Annotated in this window: 18 protein-coding genes; 10 read left to right on the plus strand and 8 right to left on the minus strand. The window is 44.6% G+C overall.

Going from position 1 to position 18,533, the window contains the following annotated elements; genetic code table 11:
* Positions 1-80: 80 nt before the first annotated feature.
* The 4 genes from V3V99_08445 to gltA all read left to right on the plus strand — a co-directional run bounded on the left by V3V99_08445 (position 81) and on the right by gltA (position 4,696).
* Positions 81-980 (plus strand): 3-hydroxyacyl-CoA dehydrogenase NAD-binding domain-containing protein, encoded by a 900-nt coding sequence (locus V3V99_08445; protein ID MEE9442683.1) that lies wholly within the window; start codon positions 81-83, stop codon positions 978-980.
* The gene (locus V3V99_08450; GenBank protein MEE9442684.1) at positions 977-2,179 is read left to right on the plus strand and encodes an acetate kinase; all 1,203 of its coding nucleotides are present in this window, start codon (positions 977-979) and stop codon (positions 2,177-2,179) included. The genes V3V99_08445 and V3V99_08450 overlap by 4 nt, the downstream gene beginning before the upstream one ends.
* Positions 2,180-2,323: 144 nt before the next feature.
* Positions 2,324-3,181 carry a sulfide/dihydroorotate dehydrogenase-like FAD/NAD-binding protein gene (locus tag V3V99_08455; protein MEE9442685.1) on the plus strand — a complete coding sequence of 286 codons (858 nt, stop codon included), beginning with the start codon at positions 2,324-2,326 and terminating at the stop codon, positions 3,179-3,181.
* 48 nt (positions 3,182-3,229) lie between these two features.
* Positions 3,230-4,696, plus strand: a complete 1,467-nt coding sequence (gltA, locus tag V3V99_08460) for an NADPH-dependent glutamate synthase (protein MEE9442686.1) — start codon at positions 3,230-3,232, stop codon at positions 4,694-4,696.
* A gap of 604 nt (positions 4,697-5,300) precedes the next feature.
* Here gltA and V3V99_08465 read toward each other — a convergent pair.
* The 4 genes from V3V99_08465 to V3V99_08480 all read right to left on the minus strand — a co-directional run bounded on the left by V3V99_08465 (position 5,301) and on the right by V3V99_08480 (position 8,479).
* Positions 5,301-6,032 carry a hypothetical protein gene (locus V3V99_08465; GenBank protein MEE9442687.1) on the minus strand — a complete coding sequence of 244 codons (732 nt, stop codon included), beginning with the start codon at positions 6,030-6,032 and terminating at the stop codon, positions 5,301-5,303.
* A 155-nt stretch (positions 6,033-6,187) separates the two neighbouring features.
* A complete protein-coding gene (locus tag V3V99_08470) occupies positions 6,188-6,676 on the minus strand; it encodes a hypothetical protein (protein MEE9442688.1) in 489 nt (162 codons plus the stop codon).
* A gap of 120 nt (positions 6,677-6,796) precedes the next feature.
* The gene (locus V3V99_08475) at positions 6,797-7,582 is read right to left on the minus strand and encodes a hypothetical protein (protein MEE9442689.1); all 786 of its coding nucleotides are present in this window, start codon (positions 7,580-7,582) and stop codon (positions 6,797-6,799) included.
* Positions 7,583-7,858: 276 nt separating this feature from the next.
* Complete coding sequence (locus V3V99_08480) at positions 7,859-8,479, minus strand: class I SAM-dependent methyltransferase (GenBank protein ID MEE9442690.1); 621 nt, start codon at positions 8,477-8,479, stop codon at positions 7,859-7,861.
* A gap of 215 nt (positions 8,480-8,694) precedes the next feature.
* Between V3V99_08480 and V3V99_08485 the strand changes: the two genes are divergently transcribed.
* The 3 genes from V3V99_08485 to V3V99_08495 all read left to right on the plus strand — a co-directional run bounded on the left by V3V99_08485 (position 8,695) and on the right by V3V99_08495 (position 11,633).
* The gene (locus V3V99_08485) at positions 8,695-9,639 is read left to right on the plus strand and encodes an NAD(P)H-binding protein (GenBank protein ID MEE9442691.1); all 945 of its coding nucleotides are present in this window, start codon (positions 8,695-8,697) and stop codon (positions 9,637-9,639) included.
* Between the two features lie 154 nt (positions 9,640-9,793).
* A complete protein-coding gene (locus V3V99_08490; GenBank protein ID MEE9442692.1) occupies positions 9,794-10,990 on the plus strand; it encodes a thrombospondin type 3 repeat-containing protein in 1,197 nt (398 codons plus the stop codon).
* A gap of 142 nt (positions 10,991-11,132) precedes the next feature.
* On the plus strand, positions 11,133-11,633 hold the full coding sequence (locus tag V3V99_08495) for a DsrE family protein (protein MEE9442693.1): 501 nt from the start codon (positions 11,133-11,135) through the stop codon (positions 11,631-11,633).
* 67 nt (positions 11,634-11,700) lie between these two features.
* On the opposite strand, the gene V3V99_08500 is transcribed toward V3V99_08495, so the two are convergent.
* Positions 11,701-12,216 carry a DinB family protein gene (locus V3V99_08500; GenBank protein ID MEE9442694.1) on the minus strand — a complete coding sequence of 172 codons (516 nt, stop codon included), beginning with the start codon at positions 12,214-12,216 and terminating at the stop codon, positions 11,701-11,703.
* A gap of 21 nt (positions 12,217-12,237) precedes the next feature.
* Positions 12,238-13,059: an exonuclease domain-containing protein gene (locus V3V99_08505; protein MEE9442695.1), complete on the minus strand. Its 822-nt coding sequence runs from the start codon at positions 13,057-13,059 to the stop codon at positions 12,238-12,240.
* A gap of 165 nt (positions 13,060-13,224) precedes the next feature.
* On the opposite strand from V3V99_08505, the gene V3V99_08510 reads away from it, so the two are divergent.
* Entirely contained in the window at positions 13,225-14,748 is a 1,524-nt protein-coding gene (locus tag V3V99_08510; protein MEE9442696.1) for an aromatic amino acid ammonia-lyase, read from the plus strand.
* 69 nt (positions 14,749-14,817) lie between these two features.
* Here the strand turns inward: V3V99_08510 and V3V99_08515 are convergent, their stop codons facing one another.
* A complete protein-coding gene (locus tag V3V99_08515) occupies positions 14,818-15,192 on the minus strand; it encodes a hypothetical protein (GenBank protein ID MEE9442697.1) in 375 nt (124 codons plus the stop codon).
* A 205-nt stretch (positions 15,193-15,397) separates the two neighbouring features.
* On the opposite strand from V3V99_08515, the gene V3V99_08520 reads away from it, so the two are divergent.
* Positions 15,398-17,023 (plus strand): Ig-like domain-containing protein, encoded by a 1,626-nt coding sequence (locus tag V3V99_08520; protein MEE9442698.1) that lies wholly within the window; start codon positions 15,398-15,400, stop codon positions 17,021-17,023.
* 81 nt (positions 17,024-17,104) lie between these two features.
* Here the strand turns inward: V3V99_08520 and V3V99_08525 are convergent, their stop codons facing one another.
* Positions 17,105-17,380 (minus strand): bacteriophage holin, encoded by a 276-nt coding sequence (locus V3V99_08525; GenBank protein ID MEE9442699.1) that lies wholly within the window; start codon positions 17,378-17,380, stop codon positions 17,105-17,107.
* Positions 17,381-17,763: 383 nt separating this feature from the next.
* Here V3V99_08525 and V3V99_08530 point away from each other — a divergent pair, with 383 nt between their 5' ends.
* Entirely contained in the window at positions 17,764-18,519 is a 756-nt protein-coding gene (locus tag V3V99_08530) for a class I SAM-dependent methyltransferase (protein ID MEE9442700.1), read from the plus strand.
* Positions 18,520-18,533 lie beyond the last annotated feature (14 nt).

The raw sequence follows: 18,533 nt of genomic DNA on the forward strand, positions 1-18,533 counted from the left end.
CGCAAATCAATATATTTGAACGAATAAACCGGAGGCGGTTGTAATAATTATCACAAATCGCCCAACCATAGAGGTGAAATTTGGCATTTCAAAATATTTATATAGTCGGAGCCGGTGTGATGGGGTGCGGAATCGCCGAAACCATCGGGTCAACCGGAACAGAAGTATATCTAATAGATAAGACCACTCGTCTGGCGGAAAAGGGTGTAAAAACAATTGAAGAAAATATTAACCGTGAAATCGAGAAATGGGGATTAACTGAATCAGATAAGAGGGCCATACTTTCTCGTATTCATCCGTCCTCGGATCTGGATCTGGCCAGCGATGCCGAAATGGTAATCGAAGCTATCCCCGATAGATTAGGACAAAAAAGAAAACTATTTGAAGAGCTTGATCATCTATGCAAACTGGAAACGATTTTCGTAACCAACACCTCAACGCTTTCAATATCAGAAATTGCTTCGGCTACGAGGCGCCCGGATAAAATTATCGGGATGCACTTTTTAAATCCGGTCACCAAGATTCAAATCGTGGAAGTTGTCAGGGGTTTAAAAACATCCGATGCGACCTACAATTACATCCGCGAATTCGCTGAGTTGATAAATAAGAAACCTATCCTGGTGCATGAATATCCCGGTTATGTAACTACGAGAGTTATCGTGCCTCTCCTCAATGAAGCTATGCACGTATTGATGGAAGGCATCTCTACCGCCGACGACATTGATGAAGCGATGAAACTTGGTTTTGGTTTTAATGTTGGCCCCTTGGCTTTGGCCGACATGATGGGACTTGATGAAGTCATGGCCTGGATGGAGAATCTCATAAGCGAGTTATCCGAACATAAATATAATCCCTGTCCTCTGCTGAGAAAAATGGTGCGTGCCGGTCATCTTGGTGTAAAAACCGGCGAAGGATTTTTTAAATATGACAGTGAGGGCCATCGCATTCGAGAGGATGAAACGGAGGAAAACGCGGTATGATGATCCTGGTTCTCAATTGCGGCTCGTCATCGGTTAAGTATCAACTTATCGATATGGAAAAAGAACTGGCCCTTGCAAAAGGTTCGGTCGAGCGCATCGGCATGTCGGCCTCGGTACTGACTCATATTCCCCATGACCGTCCGCAACGAAAAATATCAAGGGAAATTCTTGATCACATACAGGCTATTGATCAAGTAATAATCATGCTCCTCTCCGAAAAATACGGCGTCATCTCGGACAAAAGCGAAATCAACGCCGTTGGTCATCGGGTTGTCCATGGCGGCGAAAGGTTTACCGAACCGGTTCTCGTTACCCGTGATTTGATGGGAGAAATACGAAATCTTATTGAACTGGCCCCTCTGCACAATCCGCATAATATTCGAGGCATCAACGCCGCCAAGAAAAATCTGCCGGATATTCCTCAAGTCGCCGTTTTTGATACCGCCTTTCATCATCGTATTCCTCCGCATGCACATATATACGGCATACCATATCAGCTCTATAAGAAATATGCTATACGAAGATATGGCTTCCACGGACCGTCCCATCAATTTGTTTCACAAATAGCCGCGGAAAAATTAGGCAAACCGATTGAAGAACTCAAAATGATAACCTGCCATCTCGGTAATGGAGCCTCAATGGCCGCCGTTGATGGCGGTGTATCGATTGATACCACTATGGGTTTTACCCCTCTGGAAGGTCTTTTGATGGGAACCCGCTCCGGCGACGCCGATCCGGCCATAATTTTACATATCATGGCTCGTGAAGAATTAAGCCTGCACGAAGCCAATACGCTTTTGAATAAACATTCCGGCCTCATTGGCATTTCTGGATTATCATCTGACGTTCGCGAAATTCAGGAGGCTGCCGAAGAAGGACATCCCAACGCCAAACTCGCCCTGGACATTTATTGCTATCGAATTAAAAAATATATTGGCTCTTACGCCGCTGTAATGGGAGGACTGGACGCGGTCGTCTTTACCGGTGGAGTTGGACAAAATTCTTCGGTGGTCCGAAGCAAATGTTTGTCGAATCTGGGATTTCTTAATCTGAAAGTTGATGACGAAAAGAATAAATCTCATAAAGAAGGTATCGGAAATATTTCGGCGGAGGATTCAAAAGTCAAAATCCTGGTTATACCCACTAACGAAGAACTGGTAATTGCCCGGCAAACTAAACGAATAATTAGTAAAAGTTGAACTTGCGATAAGGTATCGCCGGTATAAAGGAAAGTATGAGATAGATTAATAGGTTACTCGCCTTGCCGGAGTTATTCATCACGAAGCCCCGCAACTCGCGAACGGTGACCACAAAACTGTGAGATAAGAGAGGTAAAAGAAAAAGTGTTCAAGATTCTGGATAAAGATGAACTGTGCCCCAAAATATACCGCTTCCGCATCGAAGCGCACAAATTGGTCTCCAAAGCCAGGGCGGGTCAGTTTGTAATCCTGCGTAAGGACGAACATGGGGAACGGGTTCCGATGTCTATCGGCGGCCTGGATAAGGAAAAAGGCATCCTGACGATTGTCATTCAGGAAGTCGGCAAAACATCGGGAGCAATGAACGAGATGAAAGCGGGCGATCATTTTCTTGATGTCGTCGGCCCGTTGGGACTACCCAGCCATACCGAAAAATTCGGACGCTGCATCTGTATCGGCGGCGGCGTTGGCATCCCCCCGATTTACCCTATTGTCCAGGCTCTCAAAGATGCCGGTAACAAGGTTGAAACTATTATCGGCGCCCGGACTAAAGACTTGCTGATTTTTCAGAAAGAGCTCGAAAGCACATCGGATAAACTTCATATCGCAACCGACGATGGTTCGTTTGGTACTCATGGATTTGTGACAACCGTTCTGGAACAATTGATGCAGGATGGCACCCCTATTGATTTTGTCATCGCCATTGGTCCCGTTCCGATGATGCGAGCCGTTGCGGAGGCGACCCGCGAGGCAAAGATTAATACCTGGGTGAGTCTCAATCCGATCATGGTGGACGGTACCGGCATGTGCGGCGCCTGCCGTGTTACCGTCGGCGGAAAAACCAAATTCGCCTGCGTCGATGGTCCGGATTTTAACGCTCATGAAGTTGACTTTGATGAAATGACCAGCCGCCTGAAAATGTATCACAAACAAGAGAAGGTGGCCTACGATTTATTTTTGGAACACCATGGAAAATGTCTGGCTCAAGAGTCAGAATCGTAAGGAGTAATCGCTGTGGCTGAAAGAAAAAAACTTACCAATAAAGAACGGATGAAAATCCCTCGGGTTGATATGCTCGAGCAGAAGCCGGAAGAGCGAGTTACGAATTTCAATGAAGTTCCTTTCGGTCTAACTCCGGAACAGGCTATGCAGGAAGCCGAACGCTGCCTGTTCTGCAAAAAGCCTAAATGTATCGCCGGTTGTCCGGTCGAAGTAAAAATTCCGGAATTTATCGAACTGGTCGCCGAAGGTAAATTCTCCGAGGCGGCCCGCAAGATTAAAGAGACCAATGCCCTCCCGGCCATCTGCGGCCGTGTCTGCCCGCAGGATGAGCAATGCGAAATAGTTTGCGTTCTTACTAAGAAACATACATCAGTCGGTGTCGGCATGCTCGAACGATTCGTAGCCGACTGGGAACGCGAACACAATGAAATCATTATTCCCAAATGCGCCCCGCCGACCGGTAAAAAAGCGGCTATCGTCGGGGCCGGTCCGGCCGGTCTGACCGTTGCAGCTGATTTGGCTCTTATGGGCCACAAAGTCACGATCTTCGAAGCCCTCCATAAACCGGGCGGAGTTTTAATATACGGCATTCCCGAATTTCGTCTGCCCAAATCAATCGTCGCCGCGGAAGTAAATTATCTCGAACAGCTCGGCGTCGAAGTCAAAACAAGTTTCGTCATCGGTAAGCTCGATACCATTGACGAACTCCTGAATGAAGAAGGTTTTGATTCGGTCTTTATCGGAACCGGGGCAGGGCTTCCAAATTTCATGCGCATCCCCGGCGAAAACCTCAAAGGCGTTTATTCGGCCAATGAATATCTGACTCGTGCCAATCTGATGCGCGGATACGCTTTCCCCGATTATGACACTCCTATCTTTTCCGGTAAAAATGTCGCCGTCCTTGGCGGAGGAAATACCGCCATGGATTCGGTTCGAATTTCCAAACGTCTCGGCGCCGATAATTCTTATATCGTTTATCGCCGCAGTGAAACCGAAATGCCGGCCCGTACCGAGGAGCGCCATCACGCCAAACAGGAAGGTATTGAGTTCAGGCTTCTGACCAATCCCGTCAAGTTCATCGGCGATGAAGACGGCTGGCTGACGCACATGGAATGCGTCAAGATGGAATTGGGCGAGCCTGATTCATCCGGCCGCCGCCGTCCGATTCCAATTGAAGGTTCGAATTATCTGATTCCGGTCGATACTGTCGTGGTCGCCATCGGCAACTCCTCCAATCCTCTTATTCCGCAAACTACTCCCGGTCTCGATACCAATCGCTGGGGCAACATCACCGTTGATGAAAAAACGATGATGTCTTCCCGGCCGGGCGTCTTTGCCGGAGGCGATATCGTCACCGGCGGCGCGACGGTTATCCTCGCGGCCGGAGCGGGCAAAGTCGCCGCTCGTGCCATGCACCGCTTCATGTTGGGCCTGCCCATGATCGAAGAACCACCGGAAGAAGAAAAAGACAAAAAAACCGACAAGAAAAAACCCAAAGCCGAGAAAAAAGCGTAGGCCGAGAAAAAGGCATAACCGTTCAGTCAGGTCCTGATTTCGCAAAGCGAAATTGTGACCTGACAGCTTCCACTGTCGGTTCACCGCTACGCTAAGGAACCGACAGAACATAACAAAAATCTCGACGCGATTTTTCATTTAGATTATTGTGTAGTGACAACTCTCGAGTTGTCGCTTTTTTTATTCGTGCTTTTGATACACCGCGCGACAGCCAAAAACAGGCTTTTGCCTGCCAAAATGGGTTTGTTTCCTCAGATTAACGTTTTGGGTCATATCAACTCGGTGGTGATTCGGACAGGCGGGGGCCTGTTTTAATCTGTCAATCCGGCGAACGTTGGAATTTATAAGAGTTATCCACAATCGCATTTTACAAAATTCCTTGTAATGGTAAACAACAGTTAAGCTTGCAGCGAATTGGGTTCGTTTTGTCCTTTTTCGTAGTTGTCAAAAGACTACTTTCCCATACAAAATTATCGCTCTACCGTAGATACATTTCATTCTATAAATGCGGATGATTTCGGAAAATACGTTATGTTGATATGAAAAATGTAAAGGCAACAATTGCAGAAGCCTGCCACAACAAGTTGCGGTGGCCGCCCGGCAATTATATTCCCAAAATTGGCGGTAACGGCCAATCCTCTAGCATTGCCTCTATTGATATCTCCATTAGCTGATCTTCAGTAATACCATATTTATTGCAAATATCTTGTTTATATTTTATCACTTGCCGATCATATTCAGATACATTCTCTCCCTTTTCCTCAAATGCCTGGCGTTGAGCTTTGATATTATCCCAGTATATTTTTAATCTAGTTTCTTCAGATATACCATATTTGATTTCATCACGGGAATTTAAATAATTTAACTGTTCGTAATTCACCCAGATATCACGCTCAATATTGTATATTAGGGAAGCTATTGCGCTGCCACCATCGAAATGCTCTTTTGATATGTAAGCAATTATCGAATAATAAATATTATGACCATTAGATTGTGTATAGTACTGTGTCATTATGTCCCGCTCAATTTCTGTTAATAGCTTCTTTAAACCTTCCTCACTGATGTTGCCAAAAACTAATATGTCCAAATGTAATCTAATCCCGCCGACAACATCTCCTAACTCTTTTTTTAAAATTGAATATTGCGGAGTAATGATAGAATCAATTAATCTATTATCAGCTAGACTATAGTTAGCCTTATCCCTTAAAACATTTTTTTCATTAGGGAAAAATACCATTAACAAAATTAATATTCCAAACAAACCGAGCACAATAGGGACTAATATGATATTTTTTCTTTTTCGTCTTTCTATTTCATTAGGACCTAAATTCATCATAATATTTGTACCTCGCCCATTGGGTGGTTTAAAACGATTCACTTGCTATGCTAATAATACCCCGTTTATATCCTAACGGCAAGATAAATTAGATTGAATTGTATTTACACAGTTTTGGAAACCCGCATGGCATATAAACAATAAAATTGGTTCCATCATACTAAACCAAAGTAAAGCACTCCAGGTATTTTATTTTTAAAACAGAATTCTGTTTCTATCAGGTCTCGTAAATCCGGTTTAATTTTAGCCAAATGATTTTTCCATTTTTTATTATCAGCGGTACAGGGGAAAACAATGAATACTACTGCTTTATTCTTAGTCTTAATTCGCTTTAGCTTGTCAATGTCTGCAAGTATCCCTTCAATATTCTTGGTGATGGGCCTATTTTTATTTTTTACATTTTCATACCCATAATTAGTATTAATAGTTTTTAATTCTATCGCCCAGTCCTCAAAGCAAACATCAATTCTGTTTTTTTCGGGAACCACACTATTAAAATTTACTCCTAGACTATCAATAATCTCTACTTTAAGCCAACCTTCGAATTTGGCTCTTTCTCGCGCGAATATAGACAATCCAAAATTCCCCTTTATTTTTTTAATAATAGCATTAGCTATTAGAGCGTTAATTATCCCAAAGTCCATAAACCTCACCTATCACTTGCACCCCACCCATCGGCCGGGTTCAAAAATATTTACTTGTTGATTTAATAATACCCCAATTATATCCCAACGGCAAGATAAATTAGAATGCCAAGGTTCCAACTACAAACCCTCTACATCAACCTCATCAATCAGCCCGTGAATTGAATTTAATCGAATTTTCATCGATCTAATGATCGGGTAAAGGGGTGTATCATCGAACATCAACTTGTTGCCCCACACACTTTCAGGCACTAAGTTTCTTGCATAATTACGGACCGCGTTATCCCAGGATTGCGGATCCGGAAAGGGATTTGGCATTTCGTCTGCATTCAGAAACCCAAGATACACAAGTACAACCGGAATGCCGAGAGTCGCGAGCTTCCAACTCCACGCGAAGCGGTTACAGAGTTGGTAATGGCTTTTGTGTGACAAATTCCACCCATCCCGAATCTTATTAAGACCGTCATTGGCTTCGCCAACAGCTTCTCCGATTCGCTCAATATTTTTCTCATTTTTGGCTCCGATACAATCGTTCGGATTCAACTCCCCATGGTGCGCCTTGGCCTCAACCAGAAGTAAGCCAGGTTTGCCATCAATAGTGCAGGTGCTGGCGATATCCCAGTTTGGTGTTACCGGATTGCGCCTGGCAACGGCAAGCCACCACGACTTGAGCGCCTGACCATACGGATTTACATCGAGCAAACGCTGCGCGTTGTGCAACTGGGCTTCTTTAACATCATCGAAGCCTTGCGGCATCCAGTTGTCGTTCGCAGAAACCAAACCCAACGGGGTGATCAACCTGGTCAACCGCTCGGCGACCTGTTCCGGAGCCCCGTGAGTTATCAGATGGCAACGAGGCTTACTGCCGGCTCTTTGATTTGACTTTAGATTTTGTAATAAGTTCATAAGGTGAATTAATAATACCAATATCATATCCTAACGGCAAGATATATTATATTGTCATACCAGCGAAAGCTGGCATCCATGCGGACTAATCGCCAACTGACAAACACAACTATTCTCCAAACGCTGTATGGATTCCCGCTTTCGCGGGAATGACAGCCAGAAGGCTGTTTTTGGCTATCGCGTATATGATCCTAAATATGTAACATCACGGGTGACATCATTTGAAACACACTCCGTCTACCCCGCAGCGGAGCTGTAGGCCACCGGACGCCGGTGTCAGGCTGGTTTCTTCTGTATCAGAACAAAGAGGTGGCCCGGCCCAGGCGAAGTGGCATCTTCCACGATTCGCGACCAGATTATCTCAAATCCACAGGCAGCGATCAGAGCCAGATTCGTCTCGAAGTCGTAATGACTCCAATACATCCGAACGCCCAGATAATCTTCGACGATGTCATTTTCCAGATCGTCTGCCCCAAGGCAAAGCAGTGCCAGACCGGACGGCTTAAGCATTCGAAAGAAGTGCTGAAAGATAGCTTCGTGTGCCTGTCGCGGAATGTGGATAATCGTATAATAGGAGCAGATTGCGTCGAAGGTGGCGTCGGGAAAGGTCAGATCAGTGATATCCTGGCAAATAAACAGCGCCTGAGGTACCATTTTGCGAGCAAGTTTAATCTGGGCCTCGGAGAAATCCACACCCACAACCTGGAAGTACTGACTCAACAACTGAGTTACCGGTACTCCGGCACCGCAACCGGCATCGAGAACCGACGCGCCTTGAGGCAGCCGTTGTACCAAATCGTCAAGTAATTGCACATCTTCGGAGTCTTTAGTACGACTCGCAAGGTAAGCCTCGGAGATATTATTGTATCCGGCTTTGACGATTTCTTTGTTGTTCATCACGTCGCTTGAAGAGCTATTCTCTCAACAGTCATTAAACCTGTATCTCACCCATCGGGTGGGTTTAAACGTTTAGTCCGATGATTTAATAATACACCGATTATATCTAAACGGCAAGATAATTTATATTGTCATGCCTGATTCCGCAGGAGCCTGATCAAAACATAACTCTTTCAAAACAAAATATTTTTGTCTTTATTAGTAATATGGACGTCATGCGAGACAAACCGATTCTCGTTATCGGCGGGACGGGGCATTACGGGAGCCATATTGTCCATAGTTTATTGGAAAAAGGCGCGAATGTCAGAGTCTTAACCCGAAATGCCGGTAAGGCCAGAAAAAAGCTGGGCGGCGGACCGGAAATAATCGAAGGCGATATCACATCGAAAGAATCGGTTATACAATCACTGGACGGCGCGGGCGGTGTTATTATAAGCATATCCGCCTTTTCTCCAAAATTGATTCGCAAGATAGAACTTATCGAGCGGGATGCCGTCCTGATGGTTCTGGCCGAAGCCGAAAAACTCGGTGTTTCCCGAATCGTCTATATTTCCGTTTATGACATCAAATTGGAACTGCCCGGAGATTTTGATTTTCCGCTCAGGCAAAAGCTGGCCCGGTTGAAACTCGATGTTGAAAACGCCCTGCGCGAATCAAAACTAAATTGTACTATTCTGGGCGCGCCGCCTTCGATGGAAATATTTTTCGCAATGATACGCGGTCGGACTATGCTCGTCCCCGGCGGAGGTCCCCCGGCCCTGTTTAATATCTCGCCGGTAGATATGGGAGAAATTGCCGCTCAGGCTGTTTTCCGAAATGATCTGAACGGCAAAAGATTTCGTATGACCGGTCCCGAAGCGTTGTCATTCAAAGAGGCTGCTATGCGCATAGGCCAAGCTTTCGCCAGGAAAATAAAATTCCGAAAAATCCCCATATTTTTTCCGAGACTGGTTCAAATAATGACTTATCCAATTGCGCTCTTCAGCGACCGTTTTTATTTTATCAACCAAATGATCAATTTTATCCGGATCCTAAATCATTTCCCGAAGGATTTTATTGACGATATCCCCAAAGAGCATCAAACTTTATTAGATACTTTTGATTATACTCCAACAACTCTGGAGCAGGAAACCAAAGGACGATTCGGGGATTCCATGTAAATTCCGGAACCGGTCGCTTCCCCCAAACAAATGCTTTGACACATTTGTAAAAATTGAATATCTTCAGGTGAGTACCGAATCGCCTCAACCCTGATTATTATATATTATCTTTGGCGACAATAGAATAACTGATTTTTTGCGGAAGGAGTTCATTATGTCTAAGTCAAAATCACTCTCGATTATGATTATATGTCTTCTCAGCCTGATAATGAGCGGCTCGCTTCAGGCCCAGGAATATACCTGCGGCGATGCCAATAATGACGGGATTATAAATATTAAGGATATCGTCGCCGTTCTGGACTACTTATTGAATAAATCGGGTCTTCCCGCCAATCCGGAAGCGGCTGACGTCGATCAAATTCCCGGTATTACGATGAATGATAATCAGGCCATTGTTGACGCTTTTGTTTACAAATTCGACTTAACCTGCCAGACGGTACCCGATACAACTATCGAAGTTACCGATGATAGTATCTTCGTGTTGGGCGGACTCGTTTTGCCCGGCGTGCGCGATATCGAAGTGGAGGTGAAAGTCAAAACTAATGAACATATTTATGGGATTTCGTTGCCTTTCGCGTTTTCGTGCGCAACTTCGGAAGTCGTATGCGACTCGGTGACATTCCCTCCCAGATTTTATTACTCTTTCGAAATTCAGCAGAGCGTAATCGACAATTCGGCTCATACAGTCCTGACGGCTCTGGGATCTATCGCACCCGGCGGCCTGACCGGTCCGGGAGAATTTCAAATAGCTTCGCTATGGCTCCACGTTGAGAGCGTTAACGAGACCGAGGAACAGGAAATCGTATTTGATACGACCCAGGTTCCGCCCAACAATTACGTTCTCCTGACGAAAAATCAGCCCAATCATGAAGCCGCCATCCCCGGCATAAAATATATATCCGACATAGTGCTAAATCAGGATAGCGATGACGACGGCATTTATGACGCTTATGATAATTGTCCTTTTGTCCCCAATCCCGATCAGGCCAACGATGATGGTGATTCTTACGGAAATCTGTGCGACAATTGTCCCTCTACACCCAGCGAAGATTTGACCGACAGCGACGGCGATGAACTGGGAGATGTTTGCGATGCCTGTCCCAATGACGCCGATAATGATATTGATGGTGATTCCGTCTGCGGCGATATCGATAATTGCCCCACGGTAGCTAATGCCGACCAGGCCGATCTAAACGGAAATAATATCGGAGATGCCTGCGAATCAACCGGTGAATTTCAATGCGGCGATGTCAACGGTGATGGGTGGGTAAATGTCGGTGATCCGGTTTACCTGATAAATTTCCTGTTCAAATACGGTCCGCCGCCGTGCCAGCCGATTCAAAAGAAGTAAAATTTGTGTTAACCTGTGGGACGGGATCATCGGAATCCCGTCCTCAAAAGCAAAAGCACTAATATTTTATACTTGCCCCCAAAGTTTCAGATTCTGTACTGTATTTTCATAACAACAAACCTTTTCCATAGGAGCATCAATAATGAATAGGCTTACCATTTTATCAATTATGGCGCTGTTTTTATTATCATCCTTAGCGCTCACCCCGTGCCTGGCCGATTCGGATAAGGGCCATAGTGAAGGCGATAAGGATAGTGGTCACGAACTCGGCGATAAGGATAGTGAACACGAATTCGGCCACAACGACAGCGATCATCTTGTCGTTCTCTGGACCAGCGGCGACAAAGATGTAGCCATGAAAATGGTTTTTATGTATGTCTATAACGCCAAAAAATACGGATGGTGGGAAGATATAACGTTGATCGTCTGGGGACCGTCTTCAAAACTGGCCTCGGAAGACGCCGATATTCAGGATTATATCAAGAAAATGATTGCCGATGGAATAACTATCAAAGCCTGCAAAGCATGCGCCGATTTGTATGAAGTTTCGGGAGCGTTGACCGCTTTTGGAATTGAGGTTAAATATATGGGCACGGATTTAACCGAATATATTAAAGCCGGCAAACATGTAATTACGTTTTGATGATTAGAGGGAGAATAACACTCTTCCTCGTTATTAATTCCAATGATGGTTTAATGGATTTGTTACATCAACCCACCCCGGGTTTGCCCAGCATCCGCATGATGAAATATATCTGGCCGATATGATATGTCAAATGCCCAATAGTACCGGTTACCAAATCAAGCCGTGTTTTGAAATACTCGGCCAGCGTTTTGGGATGATCGCCGACTAAAGATGAATACAGATCATCATCACTCAACGATTGAATTGTCTCGATGACATTATTAATCATATTTTTATAAACATTCATAATCTCAGCGATTGGAGGATAGCCCTCAATATTGTCTTTTGGTGTTGTTCCGATGCCAAATAACTCGCGATATTTATCTGGCACATTTGATTCTCCGGCTGATATGTAGGTGACAATATCACTGCCCACGATAATATGCCCAATACACCATAATATATGACTGCGTTTTCCGCCCGCTCGATATAAAAGCTCTTCACTTGACATTTCCTTCACTTGCTCGGGCATCCATGAAGATATCATTTTTAATTGTCGAACGAGCACACCGGCAGGTGTTCCATTAACTTGTTCACTCATAATAACACCTTCGTTAGTCTTTTATTTTACTATTTCACATTGTTTAATTCTATCGACGCGGAATTGCTTTTTGGTATTTGACACCAGACATTGCGCCGTTAAAAACATAACTCCGTCCCGATTATACATTACGACGGGAATAATCTGCCGCGGCGTTTTACGCATTGAACCTCCGTCGTAGACGATTTCGAGTTTGGCGCCTTTATCCAGAGCGGTCTCGATTATATCCAACAATCCTTGGTTGATTTTCACGATCATCGGTCCGCCGAAGGAGTAGTGATAAAGTTCATTCAGGATTAGCGCTTTATCGTCGATCGCTATCCATTTTTTAAGGCAATGAAAAAACAGCCTTTTGACCAAAACGGCATCGGCCATGGCTCGATGTGTTTGAGTATCGACCAGATTAAACAGACGGCAGATTTTCTCCAGACTATAAGATATCAAATTGGGATGAGCTTTGCGGGTCAGGTCAATCTGGTCAAGGATTGTATTGCCCGGCAATTTTATATCGTTGCGCAACGCCTCATGATTTACAAAGCCGATATCAAATATGGCATTCTGCGCGATAAGAACCGATTTATCATTGCCGATAAAATCCAGAAATTTCGGCAGGATAATATCTATCATCGGTTTATCGGCCACCTCTTCGTCGCTGATATGATGGACGTTCATAGCCGCCGTGGGAATTTTCATTCCCGGATTCACCAGTTCGGAAAACCTTGCGATTTCGTTTTCATGGAAATCAAATTTGAGCGCGGCAATTTCGACGATCCTGCCGTCGGAAGCTGTTAAACCTGTCGTTTCGGTGTCAAAGGCTATGAAAATAGTATCTTTGTCGATCATTAAACCAAGATAGCTCCAGTCGGATTAATAGTCAATGATGCCTTTCGGGAAAACACTACTAATTTTGAATATTCTCTCGTCATGGGTTGTCAAACCGGCTAAAACCTTCTTATATTACGCATCGTTTTATCGCTTTGACGTATATTTTTTATTTGAGAGGTTATTATGGCAATTAAATTGAATGGCTCTGGATTAACTATAGAAAAATTGATTGCGATTGCCCGTTATGGAGAGGCGGTTGAACTTCAAACGGAAGCAATCGAGCGCATAAAAAAGTGCCGAGCCATGCTCAATAAAAAAATTGAGGCGGGGGAAATTATGTACGGCGTCAATACCGGCATCGGCGAGTTTTCCGAAGTCGCCCTATCCAACGACCAGGTCAATCAATTCCAACGTTATCTTATTTATAATCACAGCGCCGGTATCGGCGATCCGGCCCCGATTGAATATGTCCGTGGCGCAATGGCATCTCGAATCAATGTCCATGCTCATGGCAATTCGGGTTGTCGATTGGAAATTACGCAAACCCTCGTAGACATGCTGAATAAAGGCGTTACGCCGTTTGTCTGCCAGAAAGGTTCCGTCGGCGCCTGCGGTGATCTGGCGCCCATGTCCCAGGTTGCTCTTTTGATGATGGGCGAAGGCGAGGCATATTACCGGGGCAAATTATATGACGGCAAAGAAGCAATGGATAAGGCCGGTATCCCTATCCCCGGTTTGAAAGCCCGCGATGGTCTGGCTATAATAAACGGCTCCAATGTTCTGACCGCTATGAGCGCGATTTTTCTCTATGATGCCAACCGCTGGTTAAAACAATCCGAAATCGCCGCGGCGATGTCTCTGGAAGCGTTAAAAGCTAACATGAAACCATACGACGAACGGATTCACAAAATCCGCGGATTCAAAGGCGCCGTCCGCAGTTCCCGAGCGATAAATAAAGTCATAGCCGGGGGTGATCTTGTCGAAGGCAGAATCCCGTGCAAAGTGCAGGACGCTTATTCCATGCGTTCCACGCCGCAGGTAATCGGTGCCGCGCATGATGCTTTGGGATATGCCAAATCACAGGTTGAAATCGAGCTCAACGGCGTCGGCGATAACCCAATATTTTTCCCCGATGAGGATATCCATTTATCCGGAGCGAATTTCCAGGGCTCGCCAGTATCGGTTCCGATGGATATGGCCGGTTTTTGTGTTACCATGATCAGCGTTTTGTCGGAAAGGCGCATGAATCGATTGAACAATCCGGCTCTGAGCGCCGGGTTGCCGCCGTTTTTGACCAAAGGCGCCGGGATGTTTTCCGGGATGATGCTTAGCCAGTACACGGCCGACACTCAAATCGTGGAGCAGAGAATTCTCTCGGCTCCGGCATCGATACAGTCTATTCCGGCCGCAGCCGATCAGGAAGATTTTGTCTCGATGGGTATGAATACGGCCATCAAGAATTTTCAGATTCTCGACAATGCCTATGGAATTTTGGGTATTGAACTCATGGCCGCCGCACAGGCTCTTGATTTTCGTGAATATAATTTTGGCAAAGGAACGACAAAAGCAAAAGAGATTATCCGGCGCCATGTTGATTTTATCGATGAAGACCGCCCCTTGTATCCCGATCATACAAAGATGAAAGAACTGGTAAAATCATGTGAAATTCTGGAGGAAGTCGAAAAAGAAATCGGACCTCTGGAGTGATTTATTTGCTTTTAAGAATTCAATATTGGCATCCTTTGACTATAATATGTACGCAGGATAAATGAAAAACTACTGGGCGTACTTATCGAATTTCTCCCAGTACACCTTTGACAGCCGATAGGGAGTAAAACCGCGGGTCTTTTGATTTTCGGTATGCTCTTCGAGCGGAATTTCTTCCAGGATTTCCTTTCTGAGAGCGAAATCGAAAATTTGAGTAATATCCGGTCGAGTACTCAACTTGACGCTGGCTGGAGCGTCCTCGCCGAGAGCCCATTTATCGTCAATCCTGCCCAGCGAACCGATATTCACTTTGCACAGGATATGCAAATACTGCTGCACCGAATATTGTTCTTGCGGATAATAATCAATCGCCGGTTTGGGCATCTCGATCGGCTGATCGAGAGCGATTTCATATCTGAAATGTTTGAACGTTTCAAAACTCATATTATTGAATTCGGCAAAATTTATAAAAAATGAAAGAAAATTGAACGCTAAACGCAACAGGAAAATGGCCTTGAAAATTACCGAAAAGTTATAATGTCGAAAGTCCGGTTAGCTCTTATCGCAAAAAAACATTTGCAATCGCGTGGGATGCAACATAGTTTTCAGGAACGGCCGTTATTATCATTAAACTGTCGGAGAGTAATTTATGTTGAAGCGTGGATATATATCATTTTCATTTCTTATGTTGTTGGTACTTGTGTCATTTTTGCTAACGTCATGCGGCAAAGAAGATGAAGCGACCAATCCAATCGGCGACACGACGCCCCCGACAATAATATCAACTTCTCCGGCGAATAACGCGACCAACGTCCCCATTGACGCCGAAATACATGTAATATTTTCTGAGGCTATTGATACCTCGACTATTTCTTTTTCTACGATCAATATATCTCCCGCAATTAATGGCACCTTTGGACAAAATGGCGACACCATAACCCTGACTCCAGCCGTTCAATTATCCTACTCGACCCAATATTCGATTGCAATAACAACGGCCGTATCAGACATATCAGGGAATAAATTGGTCTCGAATTATATCTGGTCATTCCAAACCGAAACCGATCCCGCGACTCTGCCTCCGATAGTTATCTCAACCGATCCCGCCGGTGGAGAAACAGAAGTTCCCGTCAATGCACAAATTTCCGCGACGTTTTCCAAAGAAATTGATATTACAACTTTGACACCTTCATCTTTTACTATTGACAATGGATTTGGCGAAACGATTTCCTATTCGAATAAAACGGCGACGCTCTCATCCCGCGCAAATAAGGAATACAGTCAAACGTACACCGCGACAATCACGACCGCTGTTGCCGACACCTTCGGAATAAATCTGGCAAGCGATTATATTTGGTCGTTCACTACCGAACCTAATCCATTGATTCCGGTAGTATCAATTATCTGGCCGTTTGATGAAACTATCCTCGGGGATACAGTAACCATTCAGGTCGCCGCTTCGCATCCCGTCGGAGTAACCAAAGTCGAGTTTTATATTGATGGCGCTCATATTGCCGATGATATGTCCATTCCATTTGAATATTTCTGGGATTTGTCGAGTTTTCCGATCGCGAGTGAGCATACTATCGTCGCCTGGGCGCATGAAGCGACCGGTTTGGTTGGAATATCCGATACGGTTACGGTCAATTATCTCTGGCGGGAATTGGCATCGGACAACAATGATTTCTGGCGCAGTGATTTGAGACGGGTATTTGCCCGAAGTACCGATACGATGCTGGAACTGCGCTATGAATGCTGGGAATCATGGTTTGACCCGTATGATACCATTCCCGATGATACCACTCTTGATCTGGGAATATTTTTTGATGTTGATCAGAACGCTTTCACAGGAGATACTGATTTCACCAACATTCCCCTCAATGATATCGGCGCGGAATATCGCGTCATTATCGGATTGCACGGAAATGAAGCTCTTGCTTCCTGGAATCCTCAAAGCAGTACCTGGAATGTAATCTACGACCCGACCGGATTTGCTTATTTGAATTTACCGCCCGATACGAATATCCTCGAATTCGGGATCTTGTGGAGTGATTTGGGTAATCCAACGGCAGTCAATATCGTCAGCATCAATGTCTTTTTCCGGGATTTTGTACCCCTCTATGCCGACTGGATACCCGACCAGGGCAGCGGTTTTATTACCATAAGAAAAGAAAATCAGTTTGTTGGTGAAGGATATAAGGCCGCTATTCTCAATCATAACCGCCAACGGATGATAAAGCCAGCTCTTCCCCTCAATCCTTTCGGCAATAAATAGGCCATTGACAAAATTGTTCTGTCAGGTCTTGGACGCTGCAAGCGTGTGTGACCTGACAGTATTTGTTAGAAACTATTTCGTTTAAATCGCTGCTTCGGTTTTCTTCCCACACTTCTCTGCGAGTGTATTATACAGCCATGCAAATATCGCTCCGCCGATAAGGCCATCAACCAGTCCCCACGCCAATCCGATAAAACTACCGGCGACAGTGACACAATACCCGCGATAGACAATCCCGATGGGCAGAATATTCCCGGCCTGTCCTTCAAAAATCATCACCCACCAGGTGATAAAAAATAATCCCAATCCCCAAATAATCCCGCACGTCAGTGCGAACGCTTTTACGTTTAATTTCATGATAATCCTCCCCTGTGATAGTTTTATTAATCCCTCAGATTTCCTGCACAAAATGAATAAAATTAATTGGTCCAACGCAAACATATAATTCGTCAACGGCTTTTCAAAAGCGGTGTGAATCTACGTCCCAAAACTCCACAATGTAAATACAAAGCAGGTGATTTTTACCGTGCGAACCACTGATACGAGGCCAAAACGATTGAGATAATTGTTCCTCCCCGGAGTGGAATTATTTTCTTAGTGTGACTTTGGCTCTGATGCGACAGATTTTCATTATATGTATGGCCTTGATTTATAAGCATTTGCATCAAATAAAAAATTGACAATATTGGCACATTTTTTGAGATGGAAATGTCGGATATAAAACAATTGAGAGACCATTAATGGATAGTATAACAATTCCCGGCAGTCGCATGACAAATATTTATCACAGCCATCCGGAATGCGATGACAATAAGTTGCCCGGATTAATTTTGGAATTTGGCGTACTTAATGGCTTTTCAATCAGGCAATTGGCCAAGAAATATCCGAATTCTCGCATATATGGATTCGACTCCTTTGGTGGAAATGAAGTCGAATGGTGCGGTTACAAAATGGGTGAAATGCGGGGCCGCCCGGAGCATCTCCCGGATAATGTGGAGATCATCGCAGGACGCATCGAAAATACTCTACCGGTATTTTTAGACAATTATTCAGGCGATATTAATTTTGCCCATTTCGATGTTGATACTTACGATATATCGAAATTCATTCTCTCTCAAATAAAGGACAGATTAACGGTTGGAAGTATAATCCTTTTTGATGAATATTGGAAATATCGGGATTGTGACGCCGGCGAATTTACCGCCTTTTCGGAATTTCAGAATGAAAATCCCGAGATGCTATTCTCGCAAGTCATGGATAAAAGACATTATATTGACCGGCGGTTGAGTCGGTTTGAACAAAAAGATTATCTGAGAATCGCATTTAAATTTTGGAGAATTCCCGGACTAATCTTTAATCGAATAAAAAGAAAAAATCCATCGCAGGCGTTTAGGTTGTCGGCCTATGATACCCAGACATATCAAAGGGCACTGCCTGATAACCGCAAATTCGGGAAATTGATAATCAAAAACCAAAGATCAGAAGCATGCTCGTGAGTTTAATATCCATG

The organism is Candidatus Zixiibacteriota bacterium (assembly GCA_036480375.1).
Taxonomy (GTDB): domain Bacteria; phylum Zixibacteria; class MSB-5A5; order GN15; family JAAZOE01; genus JAZGGI01.

Excerpts from the sequence above, each read along its gene's own strand:
- V3V99_08485 (MEE9442691.1), top strand. The coding sequence starts at position 8,695 with ATGCGAGACAAACCGATTCTCGTTATCGGCGGGACGGGGCATTACGGG.
- V3V99_08490 (MEE9442692.1), top strand. The coding sequence starts at position 9,794 with ATGTCTAAGTCAAAATCACTCTCGATTATGATTATATGTCTTCTCAGC.
- V3V99_08525 (MEE9442699.1), bottom strand. The coding sequence starts at position 17,380 with ATGAAATTAAACGTAAAAGCGTTCGCACTGACGTGCGGGATTATTTGG.
- V3V99_08515 (MEE9442697.1), bottom strand. The coding sequence starts at position 15,192 with ATGAGTTTTGAAACGTTCAAACATTTCAGATATGAAATCGCTCTCGAT.
- V3V99_08450 (MEE9442684.1), top strand. The coding sequence starts at position 977 with ATGATGATCCTGGTTCTCAATTGCGGCTCGTCATCGGTTAAGTATCAA.
- V3V99_08520 (MEE9442698.1), top strand. The coding sequence starts at position 15,398 with ATGTTGAAGCGTGGATATATATCATTTTCATTTCTTATGTTGTTGGTA.
- V3V99_08475 (MEE9442689.1), bottom strand. The coding sequence starts at position 7,582 with ATGAACTTATTACAAAATCTAAAGTCAAATCAAAGAGCCGGCAGTAAG.
- V3V99_08480 (MEE9442690.1), bottom strand. The coding sequence starts at position 8,479 with ATGAACAACAAAGAAATCGTCAAAGCCGGATACAATAATATCTCCGAG.
- gltA (MEE9442686.1), top strand. The coding sequence starts at position 3,230 with ATGAAAATCCCTCGGGTTGATATGCTCGAGCAGAAGCCGGAAGAGCGA.
- V3V99_08465 (MEE9442687.1), bottom strand. The coding sequence starts at position 6,032 with ATGATGAATTTAGGTCCTAATGAAATAGAAAGACGAAAAAGAAAAAAT.
- V3V99_08470 (MEE9442688.1), bottom strand. The coding sequence starts at position 6,676 with ATGGACTTTGGGATAATTAACGCTCTAATAGCTAATGCTATTATTAAA.
- V3V99_08495 (MEE9442693.1), top strand. The coding sequence starts at position 11,133 with ATGAATAGGCTTACCATTTTATCAATTATGGCGCTGTTTTTATTATCA.
- V3V99_08505 (MEE9442695.1), bottom strand. The coding sequence starts at position 13,059 with ATGATCGACAAAGATACTATTTTCATAGCCTTTGACACCGAAACGACA.
- V3V99_08500 (MEE9442694.1), bottom strand. The coding sequence starts at position 12,216 with ATGAGTGAACAAGTTAATGGAACACCTGCCGGTGTGCTCGTTCGACAA.
- V3V99_08530 (MEE9442700.1), top strand. The coding sequence starts at position 17,764 with ATGGATAGTATAACAATTCCCGGCAGTCGCATGACAAATATTTATCAC.
- V3V99_08510 (MEE9442696.1), top strand. The coding sequence starts at position 13,225 with ATGGCAATTAAATTGAATGGCTCTGGATTAACTATAGAAAAATTGATT.